This is a genomic window from Klebsiella sp. w6, assembly GCF_033100215.1.
Taxonomy (GTDB): domain Bacteria; phylum Pseudomonadota; class Gammaproteobacteria; order Enterobacterales; family Enterobacteriaceae; genus Klebsiella; species Klebsiella variicola.
In genome coordinates this window covers 3,548,914-3,574,035 of record NZ_CP136907.1, presented here as the reverse complement: position 1 = coordinate 3,574,035, position 25,122 = coordinate 3,548,914, and the positions used below count along the sequence as shown (strand labels likewise).

Below are 25,122 nucleotides of genomic sequence, written 5' to 3'. Positions count from 1 at the left end.
GACACGCCTGGCGTGCCGCACCCGCGGCAAATTAGCTGGCCGAAGCCGGGGTTTTGGCCGGTTTGTTCATCGGTTTACCGGAGAACAGGAAACGCAGCAGCGGAATGCGCAGATGAATTTCATACAGGATCAGCGCGATACCCACCACAAAAACCAGCCCGACAATAAAGCCTAAGGTATTGGACTTGATGGCCGGGGTGATCCACGCCCCGTACAGTAGCGTCAGCGGGTGGTGCACCAGGTAAATAAACAGCGAGGCATTGACGAAATAGGTCACGCGCGCTGACTGGAAGTTCAGCAGTCGATGGCCGAGCGAAAAGACCACATTGACCATCCACAGCCCCAACACCATAGTAATCACCGATTCGGTTTCATACATCCAGCCGTCGCCGGACCCATACTGCTGATTCAGTCGATAGGCGATAAACCCGAGCAGCGCTGCGGCGCAGCACCACGGCGATGGAGTGGTGAACATGGTCTTTAAGCGTGGGTTAATAAAGGTCTGCGCGCCCAGCACAAAGAAGGGCAGATAGAACAGCGTCTGCATCACCACAAAGTTAAACAGACCATTGCTCAGCAGGGGCGGATAGAGCAGGAACAAGGACCGGCGGATCAGCGCATAAAAGACCCCCAGCGCGAGGAAAATCATCGTCAGCTGGCCCATGGTGACAGTGTCACTGAAGGCGAGGCCGTGGCCAGCCGGACGGCGCGTCAGCCATTTAAACAGCACCACCCCCAGCGAGGTCAGCACCACCAGAACCAGTAAAAACCACAGGTGGGAAATGAGCTCCCAGGCCAGGGTATTAAATTTGTCGTACATCGAAAGGGTATGCCAGTTTTCCGCCTTGCCGTTGACGTATTGCAGCATAATAAATTGCGGCAGCGTCAGCAGTGGGATGGCGGTCAGCATCGGAATACCGACCCGTTCAACGCGCACTTTCCACCATTTTTTCAGCGGGTAGCGCAGGAACAGCATGTAGGAGAAATAGCCGGAGATGACGAAAAAGACCTGCATGCGAAAGGCATGGATGAAGTCATTAAACAGCGTCAACCACCACGAGGGTTCGGCGCTGTTGACATGCCAGCTGTGGCTGGAATAAATCAGCGAAATGTGGAAAGGGATCCCCAGCAGCATCAACCAGGCGCGGATGCTGTCGAAGAAATATTCACGCTGTACCGGAGTATTATTCATACGATTCACGACAATCTCAGATAATTCGTCTTATCACTCAAGGTGATAACGCTTACATTATCAGCAACCCTACATGAACTCGGGGTATCTGTCTCCAGGATAAGCACTCAAAGTGCAAACGGGACAGCGAACTGTTTATTCCCTGTGCCGCCAGGCTGAACAAAGCAGGGATTATGTTGTCGGATTGCCTGAGTTTCCATTAAAATAGATCGGATCGATTTAAGCACACAAAGGGGGAAGTGCTTACTTATATGAAACATAAACCACAGATGATGAAAATGCGTTGGTTAAGCGCAGCCGTAATGTTGTCCCTGTGTACTTCATCTGCATGGGCGTTTAGCATTGATGACGTTGCAAAAGAGGCCAAAACGTTAGCCGGGAAAGGCTATGAAGCGCCGAAGAGTAACCTGCCCTCCGCTTTCCGCGACATGAAATACGCGGACTACCAGCAAATTCAGTTTAATCACGATAAAGCTTACTGGAATAACCAGAAAACCCCATTCAAGCTTGAATTTTACCATCAGGGGATGTACTTCGACACGCCGGTCACCATCAATGAAGTGACGGCGACCAGCGTGCGCAAAATTAAATATAGTCCGGACTATTTCAACTTTGGTAACGTCCAGCACGATAAAGACACGGTGAAAGACCTCGGTTTCGCCGGCTTCAAAGTACTGTATCCGATCAACAGCAAAGATAAGAACGATGAAATCGTCAGCATGCTCGGTGCCAGCTACTTCCGCGTGCTGGGTCAGGGTCAGGTTTACGGTCTGTCCGCGCGTGGTCTGGCTATCGATACCGCGCTGCCGTCCGGCGAAGAGTTCCCGCGTTTTCGTGAGTTCTGGATCGAACGTCCAAAAGCCACTGACAAGCGTCTGACTATCTATGCGCTGCTGGATTCCCCACGGGCAACCGGCGCCTATCGCTTTGTCATCATGCCGGGACGCGACACCGTCGTGGACGTCCAGTCCAAAGTTTACCTGCGTGACAAAGTCGGCAAACTGGGTGTGGCGCCGCTGACCAGCATGTTCCTGTTCGGTTCCAACCAGCCTTCTCCGACGCTCAACTATCGTCCGGCGCTGCACGACTCCAATGGTCTGTCTATCCTGGCCGGTAACGGCGAGTGGATCTGGCGTCCGCTGAACAATCCGAAACACCTGGCTGTCAGCAGCTATGCGATGGAAAACCCGCAAGGGTTCGGCCTGCTGCAGCGCGGCCGTCAGTTCTCGCGCTTCGAGGATCTCGACGATCGTTATGACCTGCGTCCAAGCGCCTGGATCACCCCGAAAGGGGACTGGGGCAAAGGGAAAATCGAGCTGGTTGAAATTCCGACCAACGATGAAACGAACGATAACATCGTGACTTACTGGACGCCGGATCAGCTGCCGGAGCCGGGCAAGGAGATGAACTTCAAATACACCATCACCTTCAGCCGCGATGAAGACAAGCTGCATGCGCCAGATAACGCTTACGTTATGCAGACCCGCCGCTCTACCGGCGACGTGAAGCAGTCGAACCTGATCCGTCAGCCGGACGGTACGGTTGCCTTCATTGTCGACTTCACCGGCGCCGATATGAAGAAACTGCCAGCGGATACCCCGGTCGCTGCTCAGGCGAGCACCGGCGATAACGCGGAAATCGTTGAAAATACCGTGCGTTACAATCCAGTGACCAAAGGCTGGCGGATGATCCTGCGTTTGAAGGTCAAAGATCCGAAGAAAACGACGGAAATGCGTGCCGCACTGGTTAACGGTGATGACACGTTGAGCGAAACCTGGAGCTATCAGCTGCCTGCCAATGAATAAGATAACGAAGTACATTGACGCATTGCCGCTGTCGGACGCCGAAAAATCGGCGCTGCCGGACACCAGCCTGCAGGCCGTTCATCAGGCCCTGGATGACGAACATCAGACCTTCGCTCGCGAAGACGACTCTCCGCTGGGGTCGGTGAAGGCGCGTCTGGCGCACAGCTGGCCGGATTCGCTTTCTGGCGATCAACTGGTGAAGGATGACGAAGGTCGTACCCAGCTGCATGCTATGCCGAAAGCCAGGCGTTCCTCGATGATCCCGGACCCGTGGCGGACTAACCCGGTCGGCCGCTTCTGGGATCGTCTGCGCGGCCGCGATGTCACGCCGCGCTATCTCTCCCGCCTGACGCAAGAAGAGCGCGAGAGTGAGCAAAAATGGCGTACCGTCGGCACCATTCGTCGCTACATCCTGCTGCTGCTGACGCTGTCGCAGACCGTGGTGGCCACCTGGTATATGAAAACCATTCTGCCTTATCAGGGCTGGGCGCTGATCAACCCGGCCGACATGGTGGGGCAGAACCTGTGGATCTCGTTCATGCAGCTGCTGCCGTACGTGTTGCAGAGCGGCATTCTGATCCTCTTCGCGGTGCTGTTCTGCTGGGTTTCCGCCGGCTTCTGGACTGCGTTAATGGGCTTTCTGCAGCTGTTGATTGGCCGCGACAAGTACAGTATTTCCGCCTCGACGGTTGGTGACGAACCGTTGAACCCGGCGCACCGTACGGCGCTTATTATGCCGATCTGTAACGAAGACGTTGACCGCGTTTTCGCCGGGTTGCGGGCGACCTGGGAGTCGGTGAAAGCGACCGGTAACGCCGCTCATTTCGACGTCTATATTCTCAGCGACAGCTATAACCCCGATATCTGTGTGGCTGAGCAAAAGGCGTGGATGGAGCTGATTGCCGAAGTGCAGGGCGAAGGGCAGATTTTCTATCGTCGTCGCCGTCGTCGCGTGAAGCGTAAGAGCGGCAACATCGATGATTTCTGCCGCCGCTGGGGCAGCCAGTACAGCTATATGGTGGTGCTGGACGCAGACTCGGTGATGACCGGCGAGTGTCTGAGCAGCCTGGTGCGCCTGATGGAAGCGAACCCGAACGCCGGGATCATCCAGTCATCCCCGCGCGCCTCGGGCATGGACACGCTGTATGCGCGTTGCCAGCAGTTTGCCACCCGGGTGTACGGTCCGCTGTTTACGGCCGGTCTGCACTTCTGGCAGCTGGGGGAGTCCCACTACTGGGGACACAACGCCATTATCCGCGTGAAGCCGTTCATTGAGCACTGCGCGCTGGCGCCGCTGCCGGGCGAGGGTAACTTTGCCGGGTCGATTCTGTCGCACGACTTCGTCGAAGCCGCGCTAATGCGCCGTGCCGGCTGGGGGGTGTGGATTGCCTACGATCTGCCGGGCTCCTATGAGGAGCTGCCGCCGAACCTGCTGGACGAGCTGAAACGCGACCGTCGCTGGTGTCAGGGCAACCTGATGAACTTCCGCCTGTTCCTCGTCAGAGGGATGCACCCGGTTCACCGGGCGGTGTTCCTCACCGGCGTGATGTCGTACCTGTCGGCGCCGCTGTGGTTTATGTTCCTTGCCCTGTCGACGGCGTTGCAGGTGGTGCATGCCCTGACCGAGCCGCAGTACTTCCTGCAGCCGCGTCAGCTGTTCCCGGTGTGGCCGCAGTGGCGTCCGGAGCTGGCCATCGCGCTGTTCGCTTCGACCATGGTGCTGCTGTTCCTGCCGAAGCTGCTGAGTATTATTCTGGTGTGGTGTAAAGGGCCGAAAGAGTATGGCGGATTTATCCGCGTCACGCTTTCTCTGCTGCTGGAGGTCCTGTTCTCGGTCCTGCTGGCGCCGGTTCGCATGCTGTTCCACACTGTCTTCGTGGTCAGCGCCTTCCTCGGCTGGGAAGTGGTGTGGAATTCGCCGCAGCGTGATGATGACTCCACGCCGTGGGGAGAAGCCTTTATGCGTCACGGCTCGCAGCTGCTGCTGGGGTTGGTATGGGCAGTCGGAATGGCATGGCTGGATCTGCGCTTCCTGTTCTGGCTGGCGCCGATCGTCGTCTCGCTGATCCTGTCGCCGTTCGTGTCGGCGATCTCCAGCCGGGCGACCGTGGGCCTGCGCACCAAGCGCTGGAAGCTGTTCCTGATCCCGGAAGAGTATTCGCCGCCGCAGGTGCTCAAGGATACCGACGCGTACCTGACGCTGAACCGTCAGCGTTCACTGGACGATGGCTTTATGCACGCGGTATTCAATCCCTCGTTTAACGCCCTCGCCACGGCGATGGCCACCGCGCGCCACCGTCATGGTCATATCCTTGAGATCGCTCGCGAGCGCCACGTTGAGCAAGCGCTGAACGAAACGCCGGATAAGCTGAACCGCGATCGTCGACTGGTGCTGTTGAGCGACCCGGTGACCATGTCGCGTCTGCACTATCGCGTCTGGGCCGCGCCGGAGAAATATTCATCGTGGGTCAACGCCTATCAGCAGTTAGCGCTTAACCCGCTGGCGCTGAAAACGAAATAAGCCGTACGTAAAGGAAAATACCGGCAGCGATGCCGGTATTTTTTTATCTGAAACACGAGGTTGTGAATGCGAATATTATCGATCATTGCCATGGCGCTGCTGCTGAGCGGCTGCGGCAGCATTATCAGCCGGACGGTGCCCGGGCAGGGGCATGGCAATCAATATTACCCGGGCGTGCAGTGGGACGTTCGCGACTCGGCATGGCGCTATCTCACCGTTCTGGACCTTCCGTTCTCGCTGGTGTTCGATACGCTGCTGCTGCCGCTGGATGCCAGCCACGGGCCCTATAACTGATTAGCGCTCGTCCCACTCGTCGGCCGCCGTCTGTCCCTCTTCGGTGTCCAGCGAGGGCTCGAGCTGGAATTCGCCTTCATCCCACTCATGGAGGGTATTTTCCTCCAGCCACTCCTGGCGCAGCTCTATCTCATCATAATCCCCGTCGAAAACGCTCTGCGCAGCTTCGCCGCTGAGCATCGGTAAACATTCGCCTTGTTCGTCTTCGTCAGCAAAAAATTCGGCCTGCCAGGCGATATCGCCATCCTGCAGCACATACTTTTGAATATTAAGCTGCTCAACGTTAGCGCTCTCTTCATCGCTGTCAGGATTATTGGCGAGAAATTCTTCGCGTGCTGCATCAATAGCTTCTTCGAGCGTGGCATAGAACATCGAATCCTTTGGCATAGCGAATCTCCTGAGAAGAATATGAATTGAACACGATTCAATCTATAGAAGGCGGTAGCCAAAGCGTCAAGGGGCTGGGCCCCTCTGGACATTAATTTACTGAATGGCGGTCAGGCTGCGAGGCTTCCGCGGCAGGTCGGCGCAGGCTGAGGGTAGAATAAATGGTGTTAAAGAGCACCACGCCCGCGGTGACCAGGAATACCGCGCGGAAACCGTAGTTGGCGGACACCGAGGCGCCTATCAGGGGGCCGGTGACGTTGCCAATATCGCGGAACGACTGGTTATAGCTAAAGATACGCCCGGAGATCTGGCTGGTGGAATTATACACCAGCAGGGTTTGCACTGCCGGCAGCAGTGCCCCGTCTGCCGCGCCGAGCAGGAAACGCAGGATACCCAGCTGCAGTGGGGTCTGAACGAACGACATCGGGATCAGCAATAGCACAGAGATAATTAGCGCGACGATGAGGATCTTTTCCGGCCCGATACGATCCCCGAGCCTGCCCAGCCGCGGGGCGCTCATCAGCGCGGCTATTCCCGGCACCGAGGCGATCATCCCGCTAATAAAGGCGATGTTACTGACGTTGCCCGCGAGATCGCGCACGTAAAGCGTCAGAATCGGCGCAATGGAGCCGGTGGCCACCTGGATGATCAGCGAGGTCACAAACAGGCTGAGCACCAGCTTGGGATTCTGTAGCGAGGAGAAAACCTCTCTGGCGCTGAGCATCTCTTTTTTGGCGATCGGCACAAAATTTTCACGGATTAAAAACAGGGTAAACAGGAAGCAGATAAACAGCACCGCCGCGGTCATAAAGAAGACGGTGCGCAGGCCCCAGTGGTCGGCCAGGAAGCCACCCGCCAGCGGGCCGAGCAGGGCGCCGCTCACCGCGCCGGTTGACAGCGTGCCCAGCGCCCAGCCGCTTTTGTGGCGCGGGATCTGGGTGGCAATCAGGGCGTTGGCGTTGGGAATAAAGCCGCCCAGCAGGCCGAGCAGTGCGCGTAGCAGCAGAAACTGCCAGATATTCTGTGCCATCCCCATCAGCATCATCACTACGGACATTCCGAGGGCGGAACGCAGCAGCATAATTTTTCGTCCTTTGCGGTCAGCAAGACCGCCCCAGAACGGTGAGGCAATGGCGGAGAAGAGGAAGGTGATACTAAAGACCAGCCCGGACCACATGTTCAGCGCGCTATGCCCGGTGACCCCGAGCTGTTCGACATAGAGTGGCAGAAAGGGCATAACCAGACTGAAGGCGGCGCCCGTTAAAAAGCAGCCGAGCCAGGTCACGGTCAGATTTTGTTTCCAGTTAATAGGGGTATCAGCAGAGGACATAGGGTTCCACTGGCCTGCGCGGCAGGTCAAATTAAGAGAAAATATGAGCCTGCTAATTATGCGCCTGGGAAATAAATGCCGCAATGGAGGAGAGCTTTTAAAGCTAAAGCAGAGCCTAAAGCATGAGCGAGAAGCGCATTCCCGGCCACATGCGCGGCCGGGAAAAGGGATCAGTAGCGGGAGGGCATGCCCTCGGGGCGGGTTTTGAAGCGGCGGTGGAGCCACATATATTGTTCCGGGGCCATCATGATGCACTGCTCAACAATCTTGTTCATCCAGGCGGCCGTGGTTTCCGCGTCGTCCAGCGGCGGGGAACACTCTGGCGGCAGGATAATCAGTTCATAACCTTTACCATCCGGTTTGCGACGCGGGACGAAGGGGACGATACAGGCTTTGGACATTTTCGCCAGCATCCAGGTGCCGGAGGTGGTCGCCGCCTGGTCGACAGCGAACAGTGGGGCGAAGACGCTGGCGGTCGGACCGTAATCGTGATCGGGGGCATACCAGACCACGTCGCCTTTTTTCAGCGCCCGGATCATCCCTTTCAGATCCTTACGGTCAATCATGTCCTTATTGGATCGTAGCCGACCCCAGGTCTGCAGCCAGTCGATCACCGGGTTGTCGTTGGGGCGATAGACGCCAATCCCCGGCTCGTTCATGCCGAACATCCGCGCGCCCATCTCGAGAGTCAGGAAGTGAATACCGATTAGCAGAATGCCGCGCTGCTGCGCCTGCACATCGCGGATATGCTCAAAGCCGATGGTGTCGGTCCAGCGGGCGATACGACGAACCGGCCAGAACCAGGCCATCCCCGTCTCCATCAGTCCCATACCCACCGATTCAAAGTTCATCACCACCATTCGGTGACGTTCCTGCTCGCTTTTGTCGGGGAAGCAGAGCTCAAGGTTGCGATAGGCGATCTTCGCCCGACGCTTCATAAAGCGCATGGCCAGCCGGCCGATGGCATTTCCCAGGCGGTAAATCAGCGGATAGGGCAGTTGGACAACCAGCCACAGCAGGCCGATACCCAGCCACAGCAGCCAATAGCGCGGATGCAACAGCGCCGGAGAAAATTTAGGCAAATGAGTCATTTCATACCCGTATCAGTGAGCAACGTCTTATATTATCGCATTTTTTTACCGGCCAGCCAAAGGCGGCGACAGTCAGCTCGTTTTGTTAAGCGGGGCGCGACCGGGTGAGAGAAATGTAGCGTAAAATGTAGGGATGTAAATTAATTAGCTTTGCTATATCATGCCCGCCGTTTATTTCCTCATTTCTATGTCGAGCAGGTACACCATGCCAGTGTTACACAACCGCATTTCAAATGAGACGTTAAAGGCGCAAATGCTGGCTGAGACCGAGCCGCGCACGACGATCTCATTCTATAAATATTTCACCATTGTCGACCCACAAGCCACTCGCGATGCGTTATGGGTTGCCTTAACCCAGCTGAAGGTCTTTGGCCGTATTTATCTGGCCCGGGAAGGGATCAACGCGCAAATCAGCGTGCCGGAAAGCAACGTTGAAGCCCTGCGTGAGTTTCTCTATGGCTTCGATCCGGCGCTGGCGGGGCTGCGTTTCAATATCGCCCTCGAGGACGATGGGAAATCTTTCTGGGTGCTGCGCCTGAAAGTGCGTGACCGTATTGTCGCCGATGGCATCGACGATCCCTCTTTCGATGCCTCCAATGTTGGGGATTATCTCAAGGCGGCGGACGTCAATGCCATGCTTGACGATCCGGATGCGGTATTTATCGATATGCGTAACCACTATGAATATGAGGTGGGTCATTTCGAAAACGCACTGGAGATCCCGGCGGATACCTTCCGCGACCAGCTGCCGAAAGCCGTGGAAATGATGCAGGACCACAAAGACAAGAAAATTGTTATGTATTGCACCGGCGGTATTCGCTGTGAAAAAGCCAGCGCCTGGATGAAGCATAACGGTTTCAATAAGGTCTGGCATATCGAGGGCGGGATTATTGAGTACGCCCGCCGCGCACGTGAGCAGGGGCTGCCGGTCCGTTTTATTGGCAAAAACTTTGTCTTTGATGAGCGGATGGGCGAGCGTATCTCCGATGACGTCATCGCGCACTGTCATCAGTGTGGCGCGCCGTGCGATACCCATACCAATTGCCTGAATGATGGCTGTCATCTGCTGTTTATACAGTGCCCGAGCTGCGCTGAGAAGTTTGCCGGTTGCTGTAGCGAAGCGTGCATGGAAGAGCATAAGCTGCCGGAAGAGGAGCAGCGCAAACTGCGCGCCGGACGCGAAAACGGCAATAAAATCTTTAACAAATCGCGTGGCCGACTGAACACCAAACTCGGGATCCCCGAGCCGGAGTCGTCAGAAAAACCATAACCAGACGAGATCGATGATCGCCAGCAGCAACCACAGCGCAAGGTAGATCATAAAGTGCTCGCGCACGTTGTTAACCAGCATATTAAACAGGCGACGCATAACCGTTCTCAATGACTAACGGCCTCGACACAGAGGCCGTTTTTTTTCCGGCGGCAAGCGTGCCGCATTCCGTTATGAGCTAAAGCGCGCCAGCGAGAAAGGCGTCAGGTTAAAGGTCGACGTCTGTCCCTGGGCAAACTGACTGGCAATTTCTCCCAGCACCGGCGCAAACTTAAAGCCATGGCCGCTCAGACCGGTGATCAGCAGCGTGTCTGGTCTGCCAGGGAGCGTATCAATAATAAAATCTTCATCGACCGTGTTGTCATAGGTGCAGGAGGCGCCGTGCAGACAGCCGCCGATCCCGGGCAGGACGTTACGTAAAAACGGAAAGGATTCGGAACCATCGCTGGCGACAGCGCCAAACGCCGATCGCTCCTGCGGCGTGGAGACAGGCTGACCGCCGTTATGCTTGCCGATCTTCAGCTCGTTATCTTCCGCCGGGAAACCGTAGTATTGATCGCCGTTGGGTAGCTCGCCGGTGAACGCCGGGAAATGATTCTTGCTGCTGTAACGGCCATCGGCCTGGAACCAGGCGAAAACCTTACGTACCGGCTGGATGGGGAGGTCCGGAAGCAGGCGGGTGACCCAGGTACCGGCGCTGATCAGCAATTTCTTGCCGTGATATTCACCGTCAAGGGTATCAATGGTGACCCCGTCTGCATGGTGATGAATGGCTGAGACCGGGCAGTTGAATAGCTGCGCGCAGCCAGCTTCCCGTGCCAGACGTATCCAGGTCTCGACAGCCAGCTCACTACGCAGTACGCCGGAAGCCGGTTCGAAAATCGCCCGATAGTCGTCGGGAAGGCGTATCTCCGGCCAGCGCTGCATGACGGCCTGAGCATCTAACTCTTCAACCTCAAGATCGAACGCCCTGGCGCTGGCGGCGACGTTGGCCAGGAAAGGAGAGCTGGCGGGGCCGAGGTTAATGACGCCGGTGCGTTCAAAAACGGCTTCGCCGCTGATTTCAGCCAGTTCATCCCACAGCTGCTGGGCGCGCAGCACCAGCGGAACATACTTTTCACCTTCGCCATAAGCGTGACGGATAAGACGGCTACTGCCATGATGGCTGCCCTCCTGATGGGGAGGTTGGTGGGCATCGGTCATCAGAACATTGAGTCCGGCACGACGCGCATAATAGCCAGCGGCAGCGCCGACCGATCCGCTGCCGATAATGATAAGATCGTATTGCATGGTGAGTTCCGGGTAATTGCCTTATTAGCAGGGTAATTAACTCCCTGCGCTTATACAAGCCCGAAAATAATTCAGGCACCCGCAGGTGCCTGTTAAGACTATTGTTTAGTCATTCCCCGTATCGCGTTAATGTCGGCGGTACTCGTTTTCCTGGTATTCGCCAGATTCAATCTTCGCAATGCCTGCTTCCAGGATTGAAATAAATTGACGTGCGACGTCCGTCGTTAGCCATAGCGTCTGGCCAATTTCAGCATCATGACTGTTTTCTTGAGTGGGGTTCTGGTAGTGCAGGCGCAACATCAGCGCATCGTAGCTATCAACGGTGCTGATGTCCCATCCAACGAGGGGATGGGTCTGAATGACTTCATTATTTTTTTCCATCATAACCCCTTATTCATATGTTAAAAGACAACAATTCTCGAGGTTTAATGCATGTTTTTTGAAGCAAGTTAATTATATCAGGGATCAAGAATAAACTCGAGAAATTAAATGAAAGGCAGCATGATTTTCTTGTTTTCGCCGCTTTTTTACGCAAGATAAGCGCGGGAAATGGCCATTTTAGCCGATATTAAGCAGAATAATCAGGAATATTCTGAACAAGAGGCGGGGAGAAAAAAGCCGGGGCGACCCGGCAAAGAAAAGCACAATGAGGGAGCAAACCAGAGTAACTGGATCCCGCCATGCTTCAGGAGAGATCGTGGACAAACCAGTCGTCCGCGCTTTCCCAGGTTTCCTGCAGGATTTCGCTTATCCGGTCTTTGTCTTCTTTCAGGGCGCCGAACACCGAGAGCTGGTTGCCGGTGGCGTAGCGCACGCTCACCTGACTGTCGATGGCCGGGAATTGCTCGGCGATACGCCGGGAGAGTTCGTTATTCAGCGCTTCCAGCGCGCCGTTGGGTAAGGCGGTCGTTTTGGCGATAGACACTTCGATGCGCATAATTGCCCCCTGTGTTTGATACTGGTTATTTATACAGTATCCGGTGGGCGTTGACAACAGGGGGCTACGTTTTTTATCGCTTCATCGTCCAGCGAACGGTTTCACCCGCCAGGAACGGGACCAGGCTATCATTGGGCAGCGCAATGCTGTCAACGACCGTGGTCTCTTCACGCACCAGCTCAACATAGCTTTCATTGACCGGCAGACCGTAGAAGCGCGGGCCGTTCAGCGAGCAGAAGGCTTCAAAGTGCTGCAGAGCGTTCATTTCTTCAAACACGGTGGCGTAGCTGCCGAGGGCGGTCGGGGCGTTGAAGCAGCCGGCGCAGCCGCAGCTGGCTTCCTTACGATGGCGGGCGTGCGGCGCGGAGTCGGTGCCAAGGAAGGCGCGGCTAAAGCCGCTGGCGACCAGTTCGCGCAGCGCCTGCTGATGAATATTGCGTTTGAGTACCGGCAGGCAGTACAGGTGAGGACGAATACCGCCGACCAGCATATGGTTGCGGTTGAACATCAGGTGCTGCGGGGTAATAGTGGCCGCCAGCAGTTCATTACCGTCACGCACATATTCGGCGGCATCTTTGGTAGTAATATGCTCAAAGACCACCTTCAGACCGGGCAGGCGCTGGCGCAGGGGCTCCATCACCGTGTCAATAAAGCGCGCTTCACGATCGAAAATATCAATCTCGGCGTGGGTGACTTCCCCATGTACCAGCAGCGGCATGCCCAGTTTTTCCATCCGCTCCAGCACCGGCATAATGGCGTCGGTGCTGGTGACACCGTGGCTGGAGTTGGTCGTGGCGTTGGCCGGGTAGAGCTTGGCGGCGGTGAACACACCTTCGTTAAAGCCGCGCTCCAGCTCCGCCGGGTCGAGGGAATCTGTCAGATAGCAGGTCATCAACGGGGTAAAATCGTGCCCGGCCGGGACGGCGTCCATAATGCGCTGGCGATAGGCGATAGCCGCCGCGACGGTGGTGACAGGCGGCACCAGATTCGGCATCACGATCGCCCGGCCATAAAACTCACTGGTGTAAGGCACGACGGTTTTCAGCATATCGTCATCACGCAGATGGATATGCCAGTCGTCTGGGCGGCGGATTTTCAATACCTGGTGTTGTGCTGTCATGGAAGGCTCCGGCTAATAGGTTCAGTCATCAGGGCTGTTTTTTGCCGGGCACTAAGGATAAGCGTAAACGTTTTCCTTTGCACTCATTTCCGTAAAAAATTCAGGGCGCCGTAGCGCCCTGGAGATTAATTGGTAAAGGGGATGACAATTTCGCCCGGTTTCACCTCTATGCCCTTGGCATATTTCTTCGCCAGCGCTTCGCCGGTGCTGGCGTCTTCACGCAGGACATAGGCCGGTTGCTGGCTGAAGTAGCTGCGCAGCGACTGATTCAGATAGGGGAGCAGGGCCTGAATCACCGACTGCAGCTTCTCGGGCGCCACTTTAGCATCGACCACCTCCATTTCCTGCAGGAAGATAGCGCCTTTCTCTCTGTCAAAGGTTGGCAGCGCTTTGAGCTTCAGATCGATCGTCGCTTTCTGGGTGCCGAACAGGGAGTTCAGATCGACGTTGGCGACCCCGGTCAGCGTGACTTTACCCGGCTCTTCACGGCCAATAGCGCTGGTCAGGTTCTGCAGCTCAATATGGGCATCGGCAACGCCTTTCAGACCGATATCTTTGGCGAAATGGTTACGCTTCTGCAGCGCCTGGTTTATCTCCTGCTCGCTTACCGTGTATTGGGTCAACTGGTTACAGCCGCTCAGCAGACCGCTGACAATCAGCGCCGCGGCGATCAATATTTTTTTCATGGGGTTCCTCAAGCTCGTACCATCATTCATCCTGACACAAAGCATCATGACCTGTCAGCATTCTTCATGCCAGCAGAATAGGCTGAAAGGCAGGAGAAACCGCGGACCTACGCTCTTAGGTGCGCGGCTCCAGCATACCGGAGGCGGAGCGTTTTGGACTGAATTGCCACCACAGGGCAAGGAAAGTGATAAACCCAATGGCGCCGAGCATCAGCCACGGCAGTTCGGGCTGGCCCACGGCTTTGCCGGCATCAAACAGCCAGCCGCCGCCCGCGTAACCCAGCGCGCCGCCGAAGGCGAGACCCAGGCGGCTGAACCCCATATAGCTGCCGCGCGCCCGGGCATCCGCCAGCGAGGCGCCCAGCGTCTCCCTGGCGGGTTCCGCGATGATCGAACCGATGTAAAACAGGCAGATCAGGGTAAATAACTGCTGCAAACTGCTGGTCATGCCAATCGGCAGCATCGCCAGCGTCATCACCAGCAGACCGGCCATCAGCCGGTGCTCAAGGCGGTAGCGTTTCTCGCTCCAGCGGGCAATGGGATAGAGCAGGGTCAGTGAAATGGTGGCTTCGATGGCGTACATCCACTTCACGGCGGCCGGCGAACCGGCGATGTCGTTCACCATGATCGGCAGCATCAGCATCACCTGCACCGCCAGCATGTAATAGCCTGTTAACGTCAGGACATAGGTGACGAAGCGCTTATCCCGCAGCACCCGTCCCAGCCCCTCGCGGACTGGCGTTTTCACCGTGGACAGTTTCCATGCTGGCAGATACCAGGCGTTAAACGCGGCGCAAGCGATAAACAGCGCGGCGCCGGCGCTGCACACCAGACGGAAGTCATACTGTAGCAGCCAACTGCCCAGCAGGGCGCCAATCACCGCGCCGGCGCTGTCTTGCATCATCAGGAGGGAGAAAAAGCGGCCGCGCTGATGCGGGCGCACCAGTTTGACCACCAGCGCGGCTCGTGGCGGATCGAACAACGTGCCGCCCAACCCGGACAAGATACAGGAGAGCCAGAGCACCCAGGGCTCATGGGCGACGGCCATCGCCGCGAAGCCGCCGGCGCGCATCAGCATGCCGGTGACAATCATGGGTTTCGCGCCGAAGCGGTCGGCAATGGCGCCGCCAAAAATGCCTAATCCCTGCTGCACCAGCTGGCGCAGGCCGAGCGCAATGCCGACCATCAGCGCTGCCCAACCCATCTGATCGACAAAGCGGATGGAAATCAGCGGAAAAACGACAAAAAAGCCCAGCACGACCAGCATGTTATCGACTAACAGGAAATATTTACCCAGGCTCCTTGCCTGCGAGACGCGGGACATTTCCCCTCCAGGGAAAAATAGAGATAAGCGAGGATATTCTGCGGGCAATCTGCTGCTTTTCCCAGCACCCTTGCGACAATATTTTTTTATCAAAAAGCAAGTTCGATTGAGCCTATTCATCGAAAAGAGGAGATGGCGCAGAAAATGGCATGTTGCTGTTTTCACACTATCGTGCAGGACAGGTATAGTGATGAGAGCAAGATTGAAGTCAGGGGGACTGAAAAGGAAATGTTTGGCTATCGCAGTAACGTGCCGAAGGTGCGTTTGACGACGGACCGGCTGGTGGTGCGCCTGGTCCACGATCGTGACGCCTGGCGTCTGGCCGATTATTACGCCGAGAATAAAGTGTTCTTAAAACCCTGGGAGCCGGTACGTGACGACAGCCACTGCTATCCCTCCGGGTGGCAGGCGCGTCTGTCAATGATCGGCGAGTTTCATAAGCAGGGGTCTGCATTTTATTTCGCGCTGCTCGATGCGGAGGAAAAAGAGATCGTTGGCGTGGCGAATTTCTCCAACGTAGTTCGCGGATCATTCCATGCCTGTTATCTCGGCTACTCCATTGGCGAGAAGTGGCAAGGGCAGGGGCTGATGTTTGAAGCGTTGACCGCCGCGATTCGCTATATGCAGCGCACGCAGCATATCCATCGCATTATGGCCAACTATATGCCGCATAATCAGCGCAGCGGCGCGCTGCTGGCGCGGTTGGGGTTCGAAAAAGAGGGTTACGCCAAAGATTATCTGCTGATTGACGGGCAGTGGCGTGACCATGTACTGACGGCGCTAACGACGCCGGACTGGTCAGCAGGGCGCTAAGGAGAGAGGATGAAATATCAGTTAACCGCGCACGAAGCGCGCGTCATTGGCTGTGTGCTGGAAAAGCAGGTTACCACGCCCGAGCAGTACCCGCTGTCGGTGAACGCCGTGGTGACCGCCTGCAATCAGAAAACCAACCGCGAACCGGTGATGTCGCTGAGCGAAGGCGAGGTCCAGACGCTGCTGGATACCCTGGTGAAGCGCCACTATTTACGCACGGTCAGCGGATTCGGCAATCGAGTGACCAAGTATGAGCAGCGCTTTTGCAACTCTGAATTTGGCGATCTGAAACTCAGCGCCGGCGAAGTAGCGGTGGTGACGACGCTGCTGCTGCGCGGCGCCCAGACGTCGGGTGAACTCCGTAGCCGCGCGCAGCGGATGCATGAGTTCAGCGATATGGCGGAAGTGGAAAGCGTGCTGGAAGGGTTAGCGACGCGCGAGGATGGTCCTTTTGTTGCCCGCCTGCCACGGGAACCGGGGAAACGGGAAAGCCGCTATATGCATCTGTTTTGCGATGACATGGACACGCTGATCACCACGGTGGAAGCACTCTCGCCGCTGGAAGACGATGACGATCTGCGTGCCCGGGTTGAAGCACTGGAAGGCGAGGTGGCGGAATTGAAAGCGCGCCTTGACTCGCTGTTACACCATCTGGGGGACTAAACGTGGGGACAAGACTGCGCATTGGGGTGGTTGGCTTAGGGGGCATCGCGCAGAAAGCGTGGCTGCCGGTGTTAGGCGCTGCGGAAAGCTGGACGCTGCAGGCAGCCTGGTCGCCGGGAAAAGAGAAGGCGTTGCGCATCTGCGAAACCTGGCGGATCCCGTATGCTGATTCGCTGGATGCCCTGGCGGCGCAGTGCGATGCGGTCTTTGTCCATACGTCGACGGCTTCACATTATGAAGTCGTGAATCACTTGTTGAATGCCGGGGTTCATGTTTGTGTGGATAAACCGCTGGCGGACAAGCTGAGCGAGGCGGAAGCGCTGGTCGAGCTGGCTGCCCGGCGTCATCTGACGCTGATGGTCGGTTTCAATCGCCGCTTTGCGCCACTCTATCGTGAACTGAAGGGGCGGCTGGGCGAGGCGGCCTCGCTGCGGATGGATAAGCATCGTAGCGACAGCGTAGGCAACGATCTGCGCTTTACCCTTCTCGATGACTATCTGCACGTGGTGGATACTGCGTTGTGGCTGGCTGATGGTCAGGCGCGCCTGCGCGGCGGCACGTTGCAGATCACTCCTCAGGGTGAAATGCTCTATGCCGAACACCAGTTCAGTTCGCCCCGGCTGCAGGTTACCACCAGCATGCACCGCCGTGCCGGAAGCCAGCGTGAGTGGGTGCAGGCGGTCACCGATGGCGGGTTATATGCGGTGAGTGAGATGCGCGAATGGCAGGAGGAGTGTGGTCTTGGCGTGGTCCAGCGCCCGGTGGCGGGCTGGCAAACCACCCTCGAGCAGCGCGGTTTTGTCGGCTGCGCGCGACATTTCATCGAATGCGTGCAAAATCAGACGGTTCCGGAAACCGCTGGCGAACAGGCGCTGCTGGCTCAGCGGGTGGTTGACAAACTCTGGCGTGACGCCATCAGCGAATAATCCGTTGTAACAACTGACAGTAGTAATTCATATTGAACCCGGTAGACTATCGCCACTTTCCAGCGCCCGCATTTGCGGGCGTTTTACTCCAGGGTTTGGAATAACAGCGTAATGAATCTTTTAAAATCACTGGCGGCCGTCAGTTCGATGACCATGTTTTCGCGCGTGCTGGGCTTTGCCCGCGATGCGATTGTGGCGCGCATTTTTGGTGCCGGGATGGCGACCGATGCCTTTTTTGTCGCCTTCAAACTGCCTAATCTGCTGCGGCGTATTTTTGCCGAAGGCGCCTTCTCGCAGGCGTTTGTGCCGATCCTTGCCGAATATAAAAGCAAGCAGGGCGAAGATGCCACCCGGGTGTTTGTCTCGTATGTCTCCGGATTACTGACCCTGGCCCTGGCGATCGTCACCGTTATCGGGATGCTGGCGGCGCCGTGGGTGATCACCATCACCGCCCCCGGGTTTGCTGATACCGCCGATAAATTTGCGCTGACCACCCAATTGCTGCGCATTACCTTCCCCTATATTTTGCTGATCTCCCTGGCCTCGCTGGTGGGGGCGATCCTCAATACCTGGAACCGTTTCTCGGTGCCGGCCTTTGCCCCGACGTTCCTCAACGTCAGCATGATTAGCTTTGCGCTGTTTGCCGCGCCGTACTTCCATCCGCCGGTGCTGGCGCTGGCCTGGGCGGTGACGGTCGGCGGCGTGCTGCAGCTGGCCTACCAGTTGCCGCACCTGAAGAAGATTGGCATGCTGGTTCTGCCCAGAATTAATCTGAAAGATGCTGGCGCGATGCGGGTAGTGAAGCAGATGGGGCCGGCGATCCTTGGCGTGTCGGTAAGCCAGATCTCCCTCATCATCAATACCATCTTCGCCTCGTTTCTCGTGTCGGGATCGGTGTCATGGATGTACTATGCCGACCGTCTGATGGAGTTTCCGTCAGGTGTCCTGGGCGTGGCCCTTGGCACCATCCTGCTGCCGTCGTTGTCGAAAAGCTTCGCCAGTGGTAACCATGACGAGTATTGCCGCCTGATGGACTGGGGCCTGCGACTCTGCTTCCTGCTGGCGCTGCCGAGCGCGGTGGCGCTGGGGATCCTCGCTAAACCGCTGACCGTGGCCCTGTTCCAGTACGGTAAATTCAGCGCCTTTGACGCGGCGATGACCCAGCGCGCGCTGGTGGCCTATTCCGTGGGGCTGATGGGGCTTATCGTGGTGAAAGTGCTGGCGCCGGGCTTCTATTCCCGTCAGGACATCAAAACGCCGGTGAAGATTGCCATTGTCACCCTGATTATGACCCAGGTGATGAACCTGGCGTTTATCGGCCCGCTCAAGCACGCGGGCCTGTCACTGTCCATAGGGCTGGCGGCCTGCCTGAACGCCGCGCTGCTCTACTGGCAACTGCGTAAACAGAAAATTTTCACCCCACAGCCCGGCTGGCTGACTTTCCTGCTGCGTCTGGTCGCGGCGGTGGTGGTGATGGCCGCGGCGCTGCTGGGCGTCATGCATCTCATGCCGGAGTGGTCTCAGGGGACGATGCCGTTCCGCCTGATGCGCCTGCTGGTGGTGGTGGTCGCCGGAGTAGTGGCTTATTTCGCTACGCTGCTGGTGTTGGGCTTCCGCGTAAAAGAGTTTGCCCGTCGCACAGCGTAAGCCATTGCGACGGAAAGAGGAAACCCGCTTCGCTCAGGCGAAGCGGGTTTTTTTTATGATGTGCGGCGTTCGGCTGCGATGAGGCGCGCACTCTCCAGCAGGCGGATCGCCAGGGCAATTGCCCCGCTGACGACGGCGAGGGTGACCACTCCGTTCCAGCCGGCCAGCACGTACAGCTTGCTGCCCAGCACCGACCCCAGCGACATCCCGATAAAGACCACGGTGAACAGCAGAGCGTTCAGGCGGCCACGGGCCTGCGGCTCCAGGCTGTAAACCAGGTTCTGATGTGCCACCAGGCTTGACTGCAGGCCGAGATCGAAGCCAATAGCCGAGAGAGCAATCAGCGCCAGTTGGCCATGCAGAGGGAGCAGCGGCAGCATAAACATCAGGGCGAAGGAGAGGGTGACCAGCGCCGCGCCCATCTGAGTCACTTTACCGGTGCCAAACTTATCGGCCAGTCCGCCGGCCAGCGGTGCCGCCAGCGCCCCGGCGGCACCGGCGATACCAAAGCCACCCGCTACTGCGCTCCCCATGTGATAGTGTTCTGAGAGCATCACCGCCAGCGTCGACCAGAAAGCGCTAAAGGCGACAGAGAGCGCCCCTTGAGCCAGCGCAGCGCGGCGTAACGCCGGATAACGCAGCCACAGATGCGCCATTGAGGCCATCAGCTGCGGATAGCTCAGCGTCGAGTGAATGGCGAAGCGCGGCAGGACCCGCCACATCACCAGGCCAATCAGCGCCACGCTGACTGCAGCCGCCTGATACATCACCCGCCAGCCGAATACGGCGCCCACTACGCCGCTGACCGTCCTGGAAAGCAGGATCCCCAGCAGCAGCCCGGTCATCACCGTGCCCACCATTTTTCCCTGCTTGCCTGCCGGAGCGAGGATCGCCGCCGCCGGGACGATATCCTGCGCCATGGTGGCCGCCATACCGATCAGCAGACTGACCACCAGCAGTGAGGTGAGCTGGCCGGTAAGGCTGCACAGGAACAGCAGGATCGCCAGCATTGCGCTCTTCAGCAGGATCAGCCGGCGGCGATCGTGACGGTCGCCGAGCGGGAGCAGGAAGAGAATGCCGAGCGCGTAGCCAGCCTGCGTCAGGGTAGGAACCAGCCCCATCCCTTCTACCGACAGATGGAGATTGGCGCCCATCAGCGGCAGTAGCGGCTGCGCATAATAGATAGAGGCGACGCTAAAGCCGGCGCCGAGTGCGAGAATGAAGATAATCCAGCCTGCGTCGCGGGTGGAAAGGGAAGTCGGTGTCATGATCAGTACCTCATAGATGCGATGGCGCTATTTTTCCCTGAATGCAGCTGGCGCGGTAGCCGGGCTGGTGGTAAAACGGTTATACGTAGTACGTATAGGCAAAAGAAAAATGAAAAGACAGGAGCGTATAGACCGCATTGAGCTGATGCGCACCTATATTCGTATTATAGAGGCCGGCTCACTCTCCGCCGCCGCGGGGCAGATGGATACCACCCAGGCAACCGTCAGCCGCCGCCTGCAGTCCCTGGAAGGACTGCTGGGGGTGAAGTTGATCCTGCGCACCACTCATGCGATGAAGCTCACTGACGATGGCGAACGCTGTTATCGCCATGCCCGTCAGGTCGTGGACGCCTGGCTGGCGCTGGAGGATGATCTGCGTATTGCCGACGATCAGCCCGTGGGGGTGCTGCGGGTACGGGCTCCCCATGCTTTTGGCCAGCAACAGCTGCTGGCGCCGCTGGTCGCATTTCTGCAGCGTCATCCGCAACTGTCGGTCGAGTGGATGCTGAATGATAATACCGTCGACTTTCTCAGCGATAATATCGACTGCGCCATCCGCGTTGGCGCGGAGGTGGATCCGGCCACGGTATCCGTGCTGCTGGCGGAAGTGCCGCGCTGCGTGGTGGCTTCCCCTGAACTCCTGGCGAAGTACCCGCCGTTAACCTCGCTGGAGGCGCTATCCGGCCTGCCGTGGATCGCCATTAATACCTTTTATCAGCATGAGGTACGGCTCCGGCATCTGGAAAGTGGGCAAATCGTCTCGACGGCCATCACCCCCTGCCTGAGCACTGACAGCCTGTACGTCGCGCGAAATACCGCGCTGGCGGGGCTGGGGGTGGCGATGGTGTCCAGCTGGACAGTCGTGGAGGATATTGCCGCCGGACGGCTGATTGAGCTGTTCCCGCAGTGGCGTCCCGCCTCGCTACCGGTTCATCTGGTTTATCCCTGGGCGCGCTATTATCCGACACGCCTGCGTAAGTTCCTTGACCTGATGCGGGAGATCATGCCGGATCTGGCCGGGATGCAGCGTCCGCAAAGCGCATAAAAAAACCGGCCAGAGGCCGGTTTTTTTATTAAGCACGCTTATTCGACGGGCTGTGGGCGGGTCGGTTCTGCGGTGGCTTTACGCGTCGCACTATGACCACCGGCGGCGCCTTTACCTTCAAAAGCGAACGGCGGGCGCACCCAGGTGCTGTGGCGCGGCGCTTCCGGGACATAGTCCGGAGCAGGCGCCCGGGTCATCGGCGCGGTAGCATGGCGATCGCCAGCCACAACCACGGGTTTGCTTACCGGCGTTTCAGCTTTGACCGGTTCGGCAGGGGCTGTTGGGGCGGCTTCGGTCACCGGTGCTTCCACCACGGTTTCCGTGGCCGGAACGATGGTTTCCACTGGCGCTTCAACGACAGGCGCCGTTTCCACCACTTCAGGTTCAACCGTGACCGGCTCGGCGTCGATCGTCACTGGCGCAATAGCCTGAGGCGCTTCGACAGCTGGCGCTTCGACCGGCGCTGGCTCGACAGCGGCTGGCTCGACAGCGGCTGGCTCGACAATTTCCGGAGTATCAACGATAACCGGCTCGGCGGCTACGACAGGTTCGACGACCACCGGCTCAGCGGTAACGGGCTCCATGGTCGCCGGCTCGACGGTAACTGGCGCGGCAGTGACGGTTTCAACCACGGCAACCGGTATCGCAACAGCCTCGATGGCTTCAATGGCGCTGGTGTCCTGAACCGGAACCTCTTCCGGCTGCTGGTCCTGCGGACGAACGACCGGGTAGCGGATCCAGACTTTACCGGAAGCCATCTCCGGCGAGGCGCAGGCGACGGTCAGCGGCATCGGCGACTGGGTCGGATAGCGTTCGTCACGATAGCGACGACGGCGCTGACCGCTCACGCGCAGATGACGCGGGGAACGACGAGAGCGGCGCGGCATACCGTTCGCTTCACGGGATTCGCCGTTTTCATCGTGTTCCACTACGTTTTCCACTACCGCCGGCAGCTCGGCTTTCACCGGCTCGCTGCGCGGGGTGGCGACTTCAGCCACAACGGTCTCAGGCGCGATCTCGGCAGTCTGCTCGGCAACGGCTGACTCAATGCGTACTTTCTGGGAGAGCTGACGCGGTTTACGACGCGGCAGAGTCTGCACACGCTCTTCCTGCTCAGTCTCCTGTACTTCCGGCTCTTCACGCGTCTGCACCTTGGCTTCCTGCTGCGCCTGACGTTTATCGTCATTGCGGCGGCGGGAGCGTTCGCGGCGCGGCTGCTGCTCGTCGCGGGATTTGGCTTTGTCCGCGTCATCGCCGACGGTCTGGCGAGCGTCACGCGCTTCTACGTTTTGCGGCTGCTTTTCGCGACGATTGCGACGGTTTTCTTCACGCGATTCGCGCGGCTCACGACCCTCGGCATTGTCCGCACGGGTGTCGCGATTGTCACGGTTATCGCGGTTGTCACGATTGTCGCGGTTATCACGGCGATCGTTGCGGTCGTTGCGGTCGTTGCGATCGCGGCGGTTGTTGCTCCGCGGTTTACGGCGCTCCTGCTGACGCTCCGGTTTTTCTTCCGCTTTCTTCTCGACCGGAACTTCAACCGGCTTGGCTTCTTCAGTGCCAGAGAAGATATTTTTCAGCGCGCTGAAGAAGCGTGAGAGCAGTCCCGGCCGGGCCGGCGCGGCGGCCGCGACCGGGGCAGCGGCGACCGCAGGGGCAGCCACAGGCTCTTCCAGCATCGGTGCCGGTGGGGCGTCAGGCATCACAAAGGCGGCCAGCGCAGGCTGCTCCGGACGTTTACGTTCTGCTGGCTCCTCGTCACCAGGCAGCGCCATCTCTTCTTCATGCAGCTTCGGCAGCAGATAGCTCAGCGTTGAGGTCTCTTCACCTTTGCGCACGCGCAGGACGGAGTAGTGCGGCGTCTGCATCTCGTCGTTTGGCACGATAATGACGCGGACATCGCCCTGACGGGATTCGATTGCGCTCACTGCGGCACGTTTTTCGTTCAGCAGATAAGAGGCGATCGGTACCGGAACGATGGCGTGGACTTCTTTGGTGTTCTCTTTCAGCGCCTCTTCTTCAATCAGACGCAGAATAGAGAGCGACAGCGATTCGTTATCACGCACGGTACCGGTGCCGGAGCAGCGCGGGCAGACGTGATGGCTGGATTCGCCCAGCGACGGGCTCAGGCGCTGGCGAGACATCTCCAGCAGGCCGAAGCGCGAAATATGACTAATCTGAATGCGCGCGCGGTCCTGACGAACGGCTTCACGCAGACGGTTTTCCACCGCACGCTGGTGGCGAACCGGGGTCATATCGATGAAGTCGATAACGATCAAGCCGCCGAGGTCGCGCAGACGCAGCTGGCGGGCAATCTCGTCAGCCGCTTCAAGGTTGGTATTGAAGGCTGTCTCTTCGATATCGCCGCCGCGGGTGGCGCGGGCGGAGTTGATATCGATCGCGGTCAGCGCTTCGGTGCTGTCGATAACGATAGACCCGCCGGAAGGCAGGCGCACTTCACGCTGGAAGGCGGACTCAATTTGCGATTCAATCTGATAATGGCTGAACAGCGGGATTTCACCGGTGTACAGTTTGATTTTGCTGCTGAAATCCGGACGACCCAGTGCGGCGATATGCTGGCGCGCCAGCTCGAGCACTTTCGGGTTATCGATCAGGATTTCGCCGATGTCCTGGCGCAGATAATCGCGGAATGCGCGGACAATCACGTTGCTTTCCTGGTGGATCAGGAACGGCGCCGGACGGCTTTCCGCGGCTTTCTGAATCGCTTCCCAGTGCTTCAGGCGGAAGCTCAGGTCCCACTGCAGGGCTTCGGCAGATTTGCCGACGCCAGCGGTGCGAACGATAAGACCCATGCCGTCCGGAAGCTCCAGGCTCGCCAGCGCTTCTTTCAGTTCAGTGCGGTCGTCGCCCTCGATACGGCGGGAAATTCCCCCCGCGCGCGGGTTGTTCGGCATCAGGACCAGATAGCTGCCTGCCAGGCTGATAAAGGTGGTGAGCGCAGCGCCTTTGTTGCCGCGTTCTTCTTTATCAATCTGCACGATAACTTCCTGACCTTCACGCAGCACGTCTTTGATATTAGGACGACCGTGCGCATTGTAGTTAGCGGGGAAGTATTCGCGGGCGATTTCTTTGAGGGGGAGGAAACCATGACGCTCGGCGCCGTAATCGACAAACGCGGCTTCAAGGCTAGGTTCAATGCGGGTGATTTTGCCTTTGTAGATGTTCGCTTTTTTCTGTTCGTGCCCGGGGCTTTCGATATCCAGGTCGTACAGGCGCTGCCCATCAACAAGGGCGACGCGCAACTCTTCCTGCTGAGTTGCGTTGATTAACATTCTTTTCATCGTAACTTACTCATTATTCTTACATTGACGACTAAGCTGCGGGCAGAGTAATGCCTTTCCGGGGGAAAACCGATGGCCTCGTGTCTGGTTCACGTCGCCAACCTCACGGTTGTCGCGCGCTTAAGAGGCGCAGAGTGTCGGTCGCCTGTGTTTCAAACGGAAACACAGCGCAATTATTCAGGGGAACAGCCTGGGATGTATCACCAGAGAA

At 57.9% G+C, this 25,122-nt stretch carries 22 protein-coding genes; 9 read left to right on the top strand and 13 right to left on the bottom strand.

Features of this window, described 5'->3' with window-relative positions:
• Positions 1–31: 31 nt before the first annotated feature.
• Positions 32–1,192 carry a glucans biosynthesis protein MdoC gene (gene mdoC / locus R0140_RS17735; protein WP_012968581.1) on the bottom strand — a complete coding sequence of 387 codons (1,161 nt, stop codon included), beginning with the start codon at positions 1,190–1,192 and terminating at the stop codon, positions 32–34.
• A gap of 251 nt (positions 1,193–1,443) precedes the next feature.
• On the opposite strand from mdoC, the gene mdoG reads away from it, so the two are divergent.
• The 3 genes from mdoG to R0140_RS17720 all read left to right on the top strand — a co-directional run bounded on the left by mdoG (position 1,444) and on the right by R0140_RS17720 (position 5,812).
• Complete coding sequence (gene mdoG, locus R0140_RS17730) at positions 1,444–2,997, top strand: glucans biosynthesis protein MdoG (protein WP_012968580.1); 1,554 nt, start codon at positions 1,444–1,446, stop codon at positions 2,995–2,997.
• Positions 2,990–5,518 (top strand): glucans biosynthesis glucosyltransferase MdoH, encoded by a 2,529-nt coding sequence (mdoH, locus tag R0140_RS17725; protein WP_008805963.1) that lies wholly within the window; start codon positions 2,990–2,992, stop codon positions 5,516–5,518. The genes mdoG and mdoH overlap by 8 nt, the downstream gene beginning before the upstream one ends.
• Positions 5,519–5,584: 66 nt before the next feature.
• Positions 5,585–5,812, top strand: coding sequence for a YceK/YidQ family lipoprotein (locus tag R0140_RS17720; RefSeq protein ID WP_008805964.1), 228 nt, complete (start codon positions 5,585–5,587; stop codon positions 5,810–5,812).
• Here R0140_RS17720 and R0140_RS17715 read toward each other — a convergent pair whose 3' ends face one another.
• The 3 genes from R0140_RS17715 to R0140_RS17705 all read right to left on the bottom strand — a co-directional run bounded on the left by R0140_RS17715 (position 5,813) and on the right by R0140_RS17705 (position 8,620).
• On the bottom strand, positions 5,813–6,199 hold the full coding sequence (locus R0140_RS17715) for a MysB family protein (RefSeq protein WP_012542251.1): 387 nt from the start codon (positions 6,197–6,199) through the stop codon (positions 5,813–5,815).
• Between the two features lie 91 nt (positions 6,200–6,290).
• Positions 6,291–7,529, bottom strand: coding sequence for a multidrug efflux MFS transporter MdtG (gene mdtG / locus R0140_RS17710; RefSeq protein ID WP_032753987.1), 1,239 nt, complete (start codon positions 7,527–7,529; stop codon positions 6,291–6,293).
• Between the two features lie 170 nt (positions 7,530–7,699).
• Positions 7,700–8,620 carry a Kdo(2)-lipid IV(A) acyltransferase gene (locus tag R0140_RS17705; protein WP_022065198.1) on the bottom strand — a complete coding sequence of 307 codons (921 nt, stop codon included), beginning with the start codon at positions 8,618–8,620 and terminating at the stop codon, positions 7,700–7,702.
• Positions 8,621–8,825: 205 nt separating this feature from the next.
• On the opposite strand from R0140_RS17705, the gene R0140_RS17700 reads away from it, so the two are divergent.
• The gene (locus R0140_RS17700; protein ID WP_008805967.1) at positions 8,826–9,890 is read left to right on the top strand and encodes an oxygen-dependent tRNA uridine(34) hydroxylase TrhO; all 1,065 of its coding nucleotides are present in this window, start codon (positions 8,826–8,828) and stop codon (positions 9,888–9,890) included.
• On the opposite strand, the gene R0140_RS17695 is transcribed toward R0140_RS17700, so the two are convergent.
• The 7 genes from R0140_RS17695 to mdtH form a co-directional block, all read right to left on the bottom strand.
• Positions 9,876–9,989, bottom strand: a complete 114-nt coding sequence (locus tag R0140_RS17695; RefSeq protein WP_002898988.1) for a DUF2770 family protein — start codon at positions 9,987–9,989, stop codon at positions 9,876–9,878. The two genes, R0140_RS17700 and R0140_RS17695, sit on opposite strands and share 15 nt — an antisense overlap.
• Positions 9,990–10,061: 72 nt before the next feature.
• A complete protein-coding gene (solA, locus tag R0140_RS17690; protein WP_008805968.1) occupies positions 10,062–11,180 on the bottom strand; it encodes an N-methyl-L-tryptophan oxidase in 1,119 nt (372 codons plus the stop codon).
• Positions 11,181–11,306: 126 nt separating this feature from the next.
• Positions 11,307–11,561: a biofilm formation regulator BssS gene (bssS, locus tag R0140_RS17685; RefSeq protein WP_008805969.1), complete on the bottom strand. Its 255-nt coding sequence runs from the start codon at positions 11,559–11,561 to the stop codon at positions 11,307–11,309.
• Positions 11,562–11,865: 304 nt separating this feature from the next.
• Positions 11,866–12,117, bottom strand: a complete 252-nt coding sequence (dinI, locus tag R0140_RS17680; RefSeq protein WP_002898994.1) for a DNA damage-inducible protein I — start codon at positions 12,115–12,117, stop codon at positions 11,866–11,868.
• Positions 12,118–12,190: 73 nt separating this feature from the next.
• On the bottom strand, positions 12,191–13,237 hold the full coding sequence (gene pyrC / locus R0140_RS17675) for a dihydroorotase (RefSeq protein WP_032753989.1): 1,047 nt from the start codon (positions 13,235–13,237) through the stop codon (positions 12,191–12,193).
• A 125-nt stretch (positions 13,238–13,362) separates the two neighbouring features.
• The gene (locus tag R0140_RS17670; protein ID WP_012542249.1) at positions 13,363–13,923 is read right to left on the bottom strand and encodes a lipoprotein; all 561 of its coding nucleotides are present in this window, start codon (positions 13,921–13,923) and stop codon (positions 13,363–13,365) included.
• A 115-nt stretch (positions 13,924–14,038) separates the two neighbouring features.
• Positions 14,039–15,247 carry a multidrug efflux MFS transporter MdtH gene (mdtH, locus tag R0140_RS17665; RefSeq protein WP_012542248.1) on the bottom strand — a complete coding sequence of 403 codons (1,209 nt, stop codon included), beginning with the start codon at positions 15,245–15,247 and terminating at the stop codon, positions 14,039–14,041.
• 228 nt (positions 15,248–15,475) lie between these two features.
• Here mdtH and rimJ point away from each other — a divergent pair, with 228 nt between their 5' ends.
• The 4 genes from rimJ (at position 15,476) to murJ (ending at position 19,296) form a co-directional block, all read left to right on the top strand.
• A complete protein-coding gene (rimJ, locus tag R0140_RS17660; RefSeq protein WP_008805973.1) occupies positions 15,476–16,060 on the top strand; it encodes a ribosomal protein S5-alanine N-acetyltransferase in 585 nt (194 codons plus the stop codon).
• A 9-nt stretch (positions 16,061–16,069) separates the two neighbouring features.
• On the top strand, positions 16,070–16,723 hold the full coding sequence (locus tag R0140_RS17655; RefSeq protein WP_110185296.1) for a YceH family protein: 654 nt from the start codon (positions 16,070–16,072) through the stop codon (positions 16,721–16,723).
• A gap of 14 nt (positions 16,724–16,737) precedes the next feature.
• Positions 16,738–17,649, top strand: coding sequence for a Gfo/Idh/MocA family protein (locus R0140_RS17650; protein WP_155870612.1), 912 nt, complete (start codon positions 16,738–16,740; stop codon positions 17,647–17,649).
• Positions 17,650–17,760: 111 nt separating this feature from the next.
• Positions 17,761–19,296, top strand: coding sequence for a murein biosynthesis integral membrane protein MurJ (gene murJ, locus R0140_RS17645; RefSeq protein ID WP_012968575.1), 1,536 nt, complete (start codon positions 17,761–17,763; stop codon positions 19,294–19,296).
• Between the two features lie 53 nt (positions 19,297–19,349).
• Here the strand turns inward: murJ and R0140_RS17640 are convergent, their stop codons facing one another.
• Complete coding sequence (locus R0140_RS17640; protein WP_110185295.1) at positions 19,350–20,564, bottom strand: MFS transporter; 1,215 nt, start codon at positions 20,562–20,564, stop codon at positions 19,350–19,352.
• A gap of 16 nt (positions 20,565–20,580) precedes the next feature.
• Here R0140_RS17640 and R0140_RS17635 point away from each other — a divergent pair, with 16 nt between their 5' ends.
• Positions 20,581–21,609, top strand: a complete 1,029-nt coding sequence (locus tag R0140_RS17635) for a LysR family transcriptional regulator (RefSeq protein ID WP_162499987.1) — start codon at positions 20,581–20,583, stop codon at positions 21,607–21,609.
• A 38-nt stretch (positions 21,610–21,647) separates the two neighbouring features.
• Here the strand turns inward: R0140_RS17635 and rne are convergent, their stop codons facing one another.
• Positions 21,648–24,911, bottom strand: coding sequence for a ribonuclease E (gene rne, locus R0140_RS17630; protein WP_117122491.1), 3,264 nt, complete (start codon positions 24,909–24,911; stop codon positions 21,648–21,650).
• Positions 24,912–25,122 lie beyond the last annotated feature (211 nt).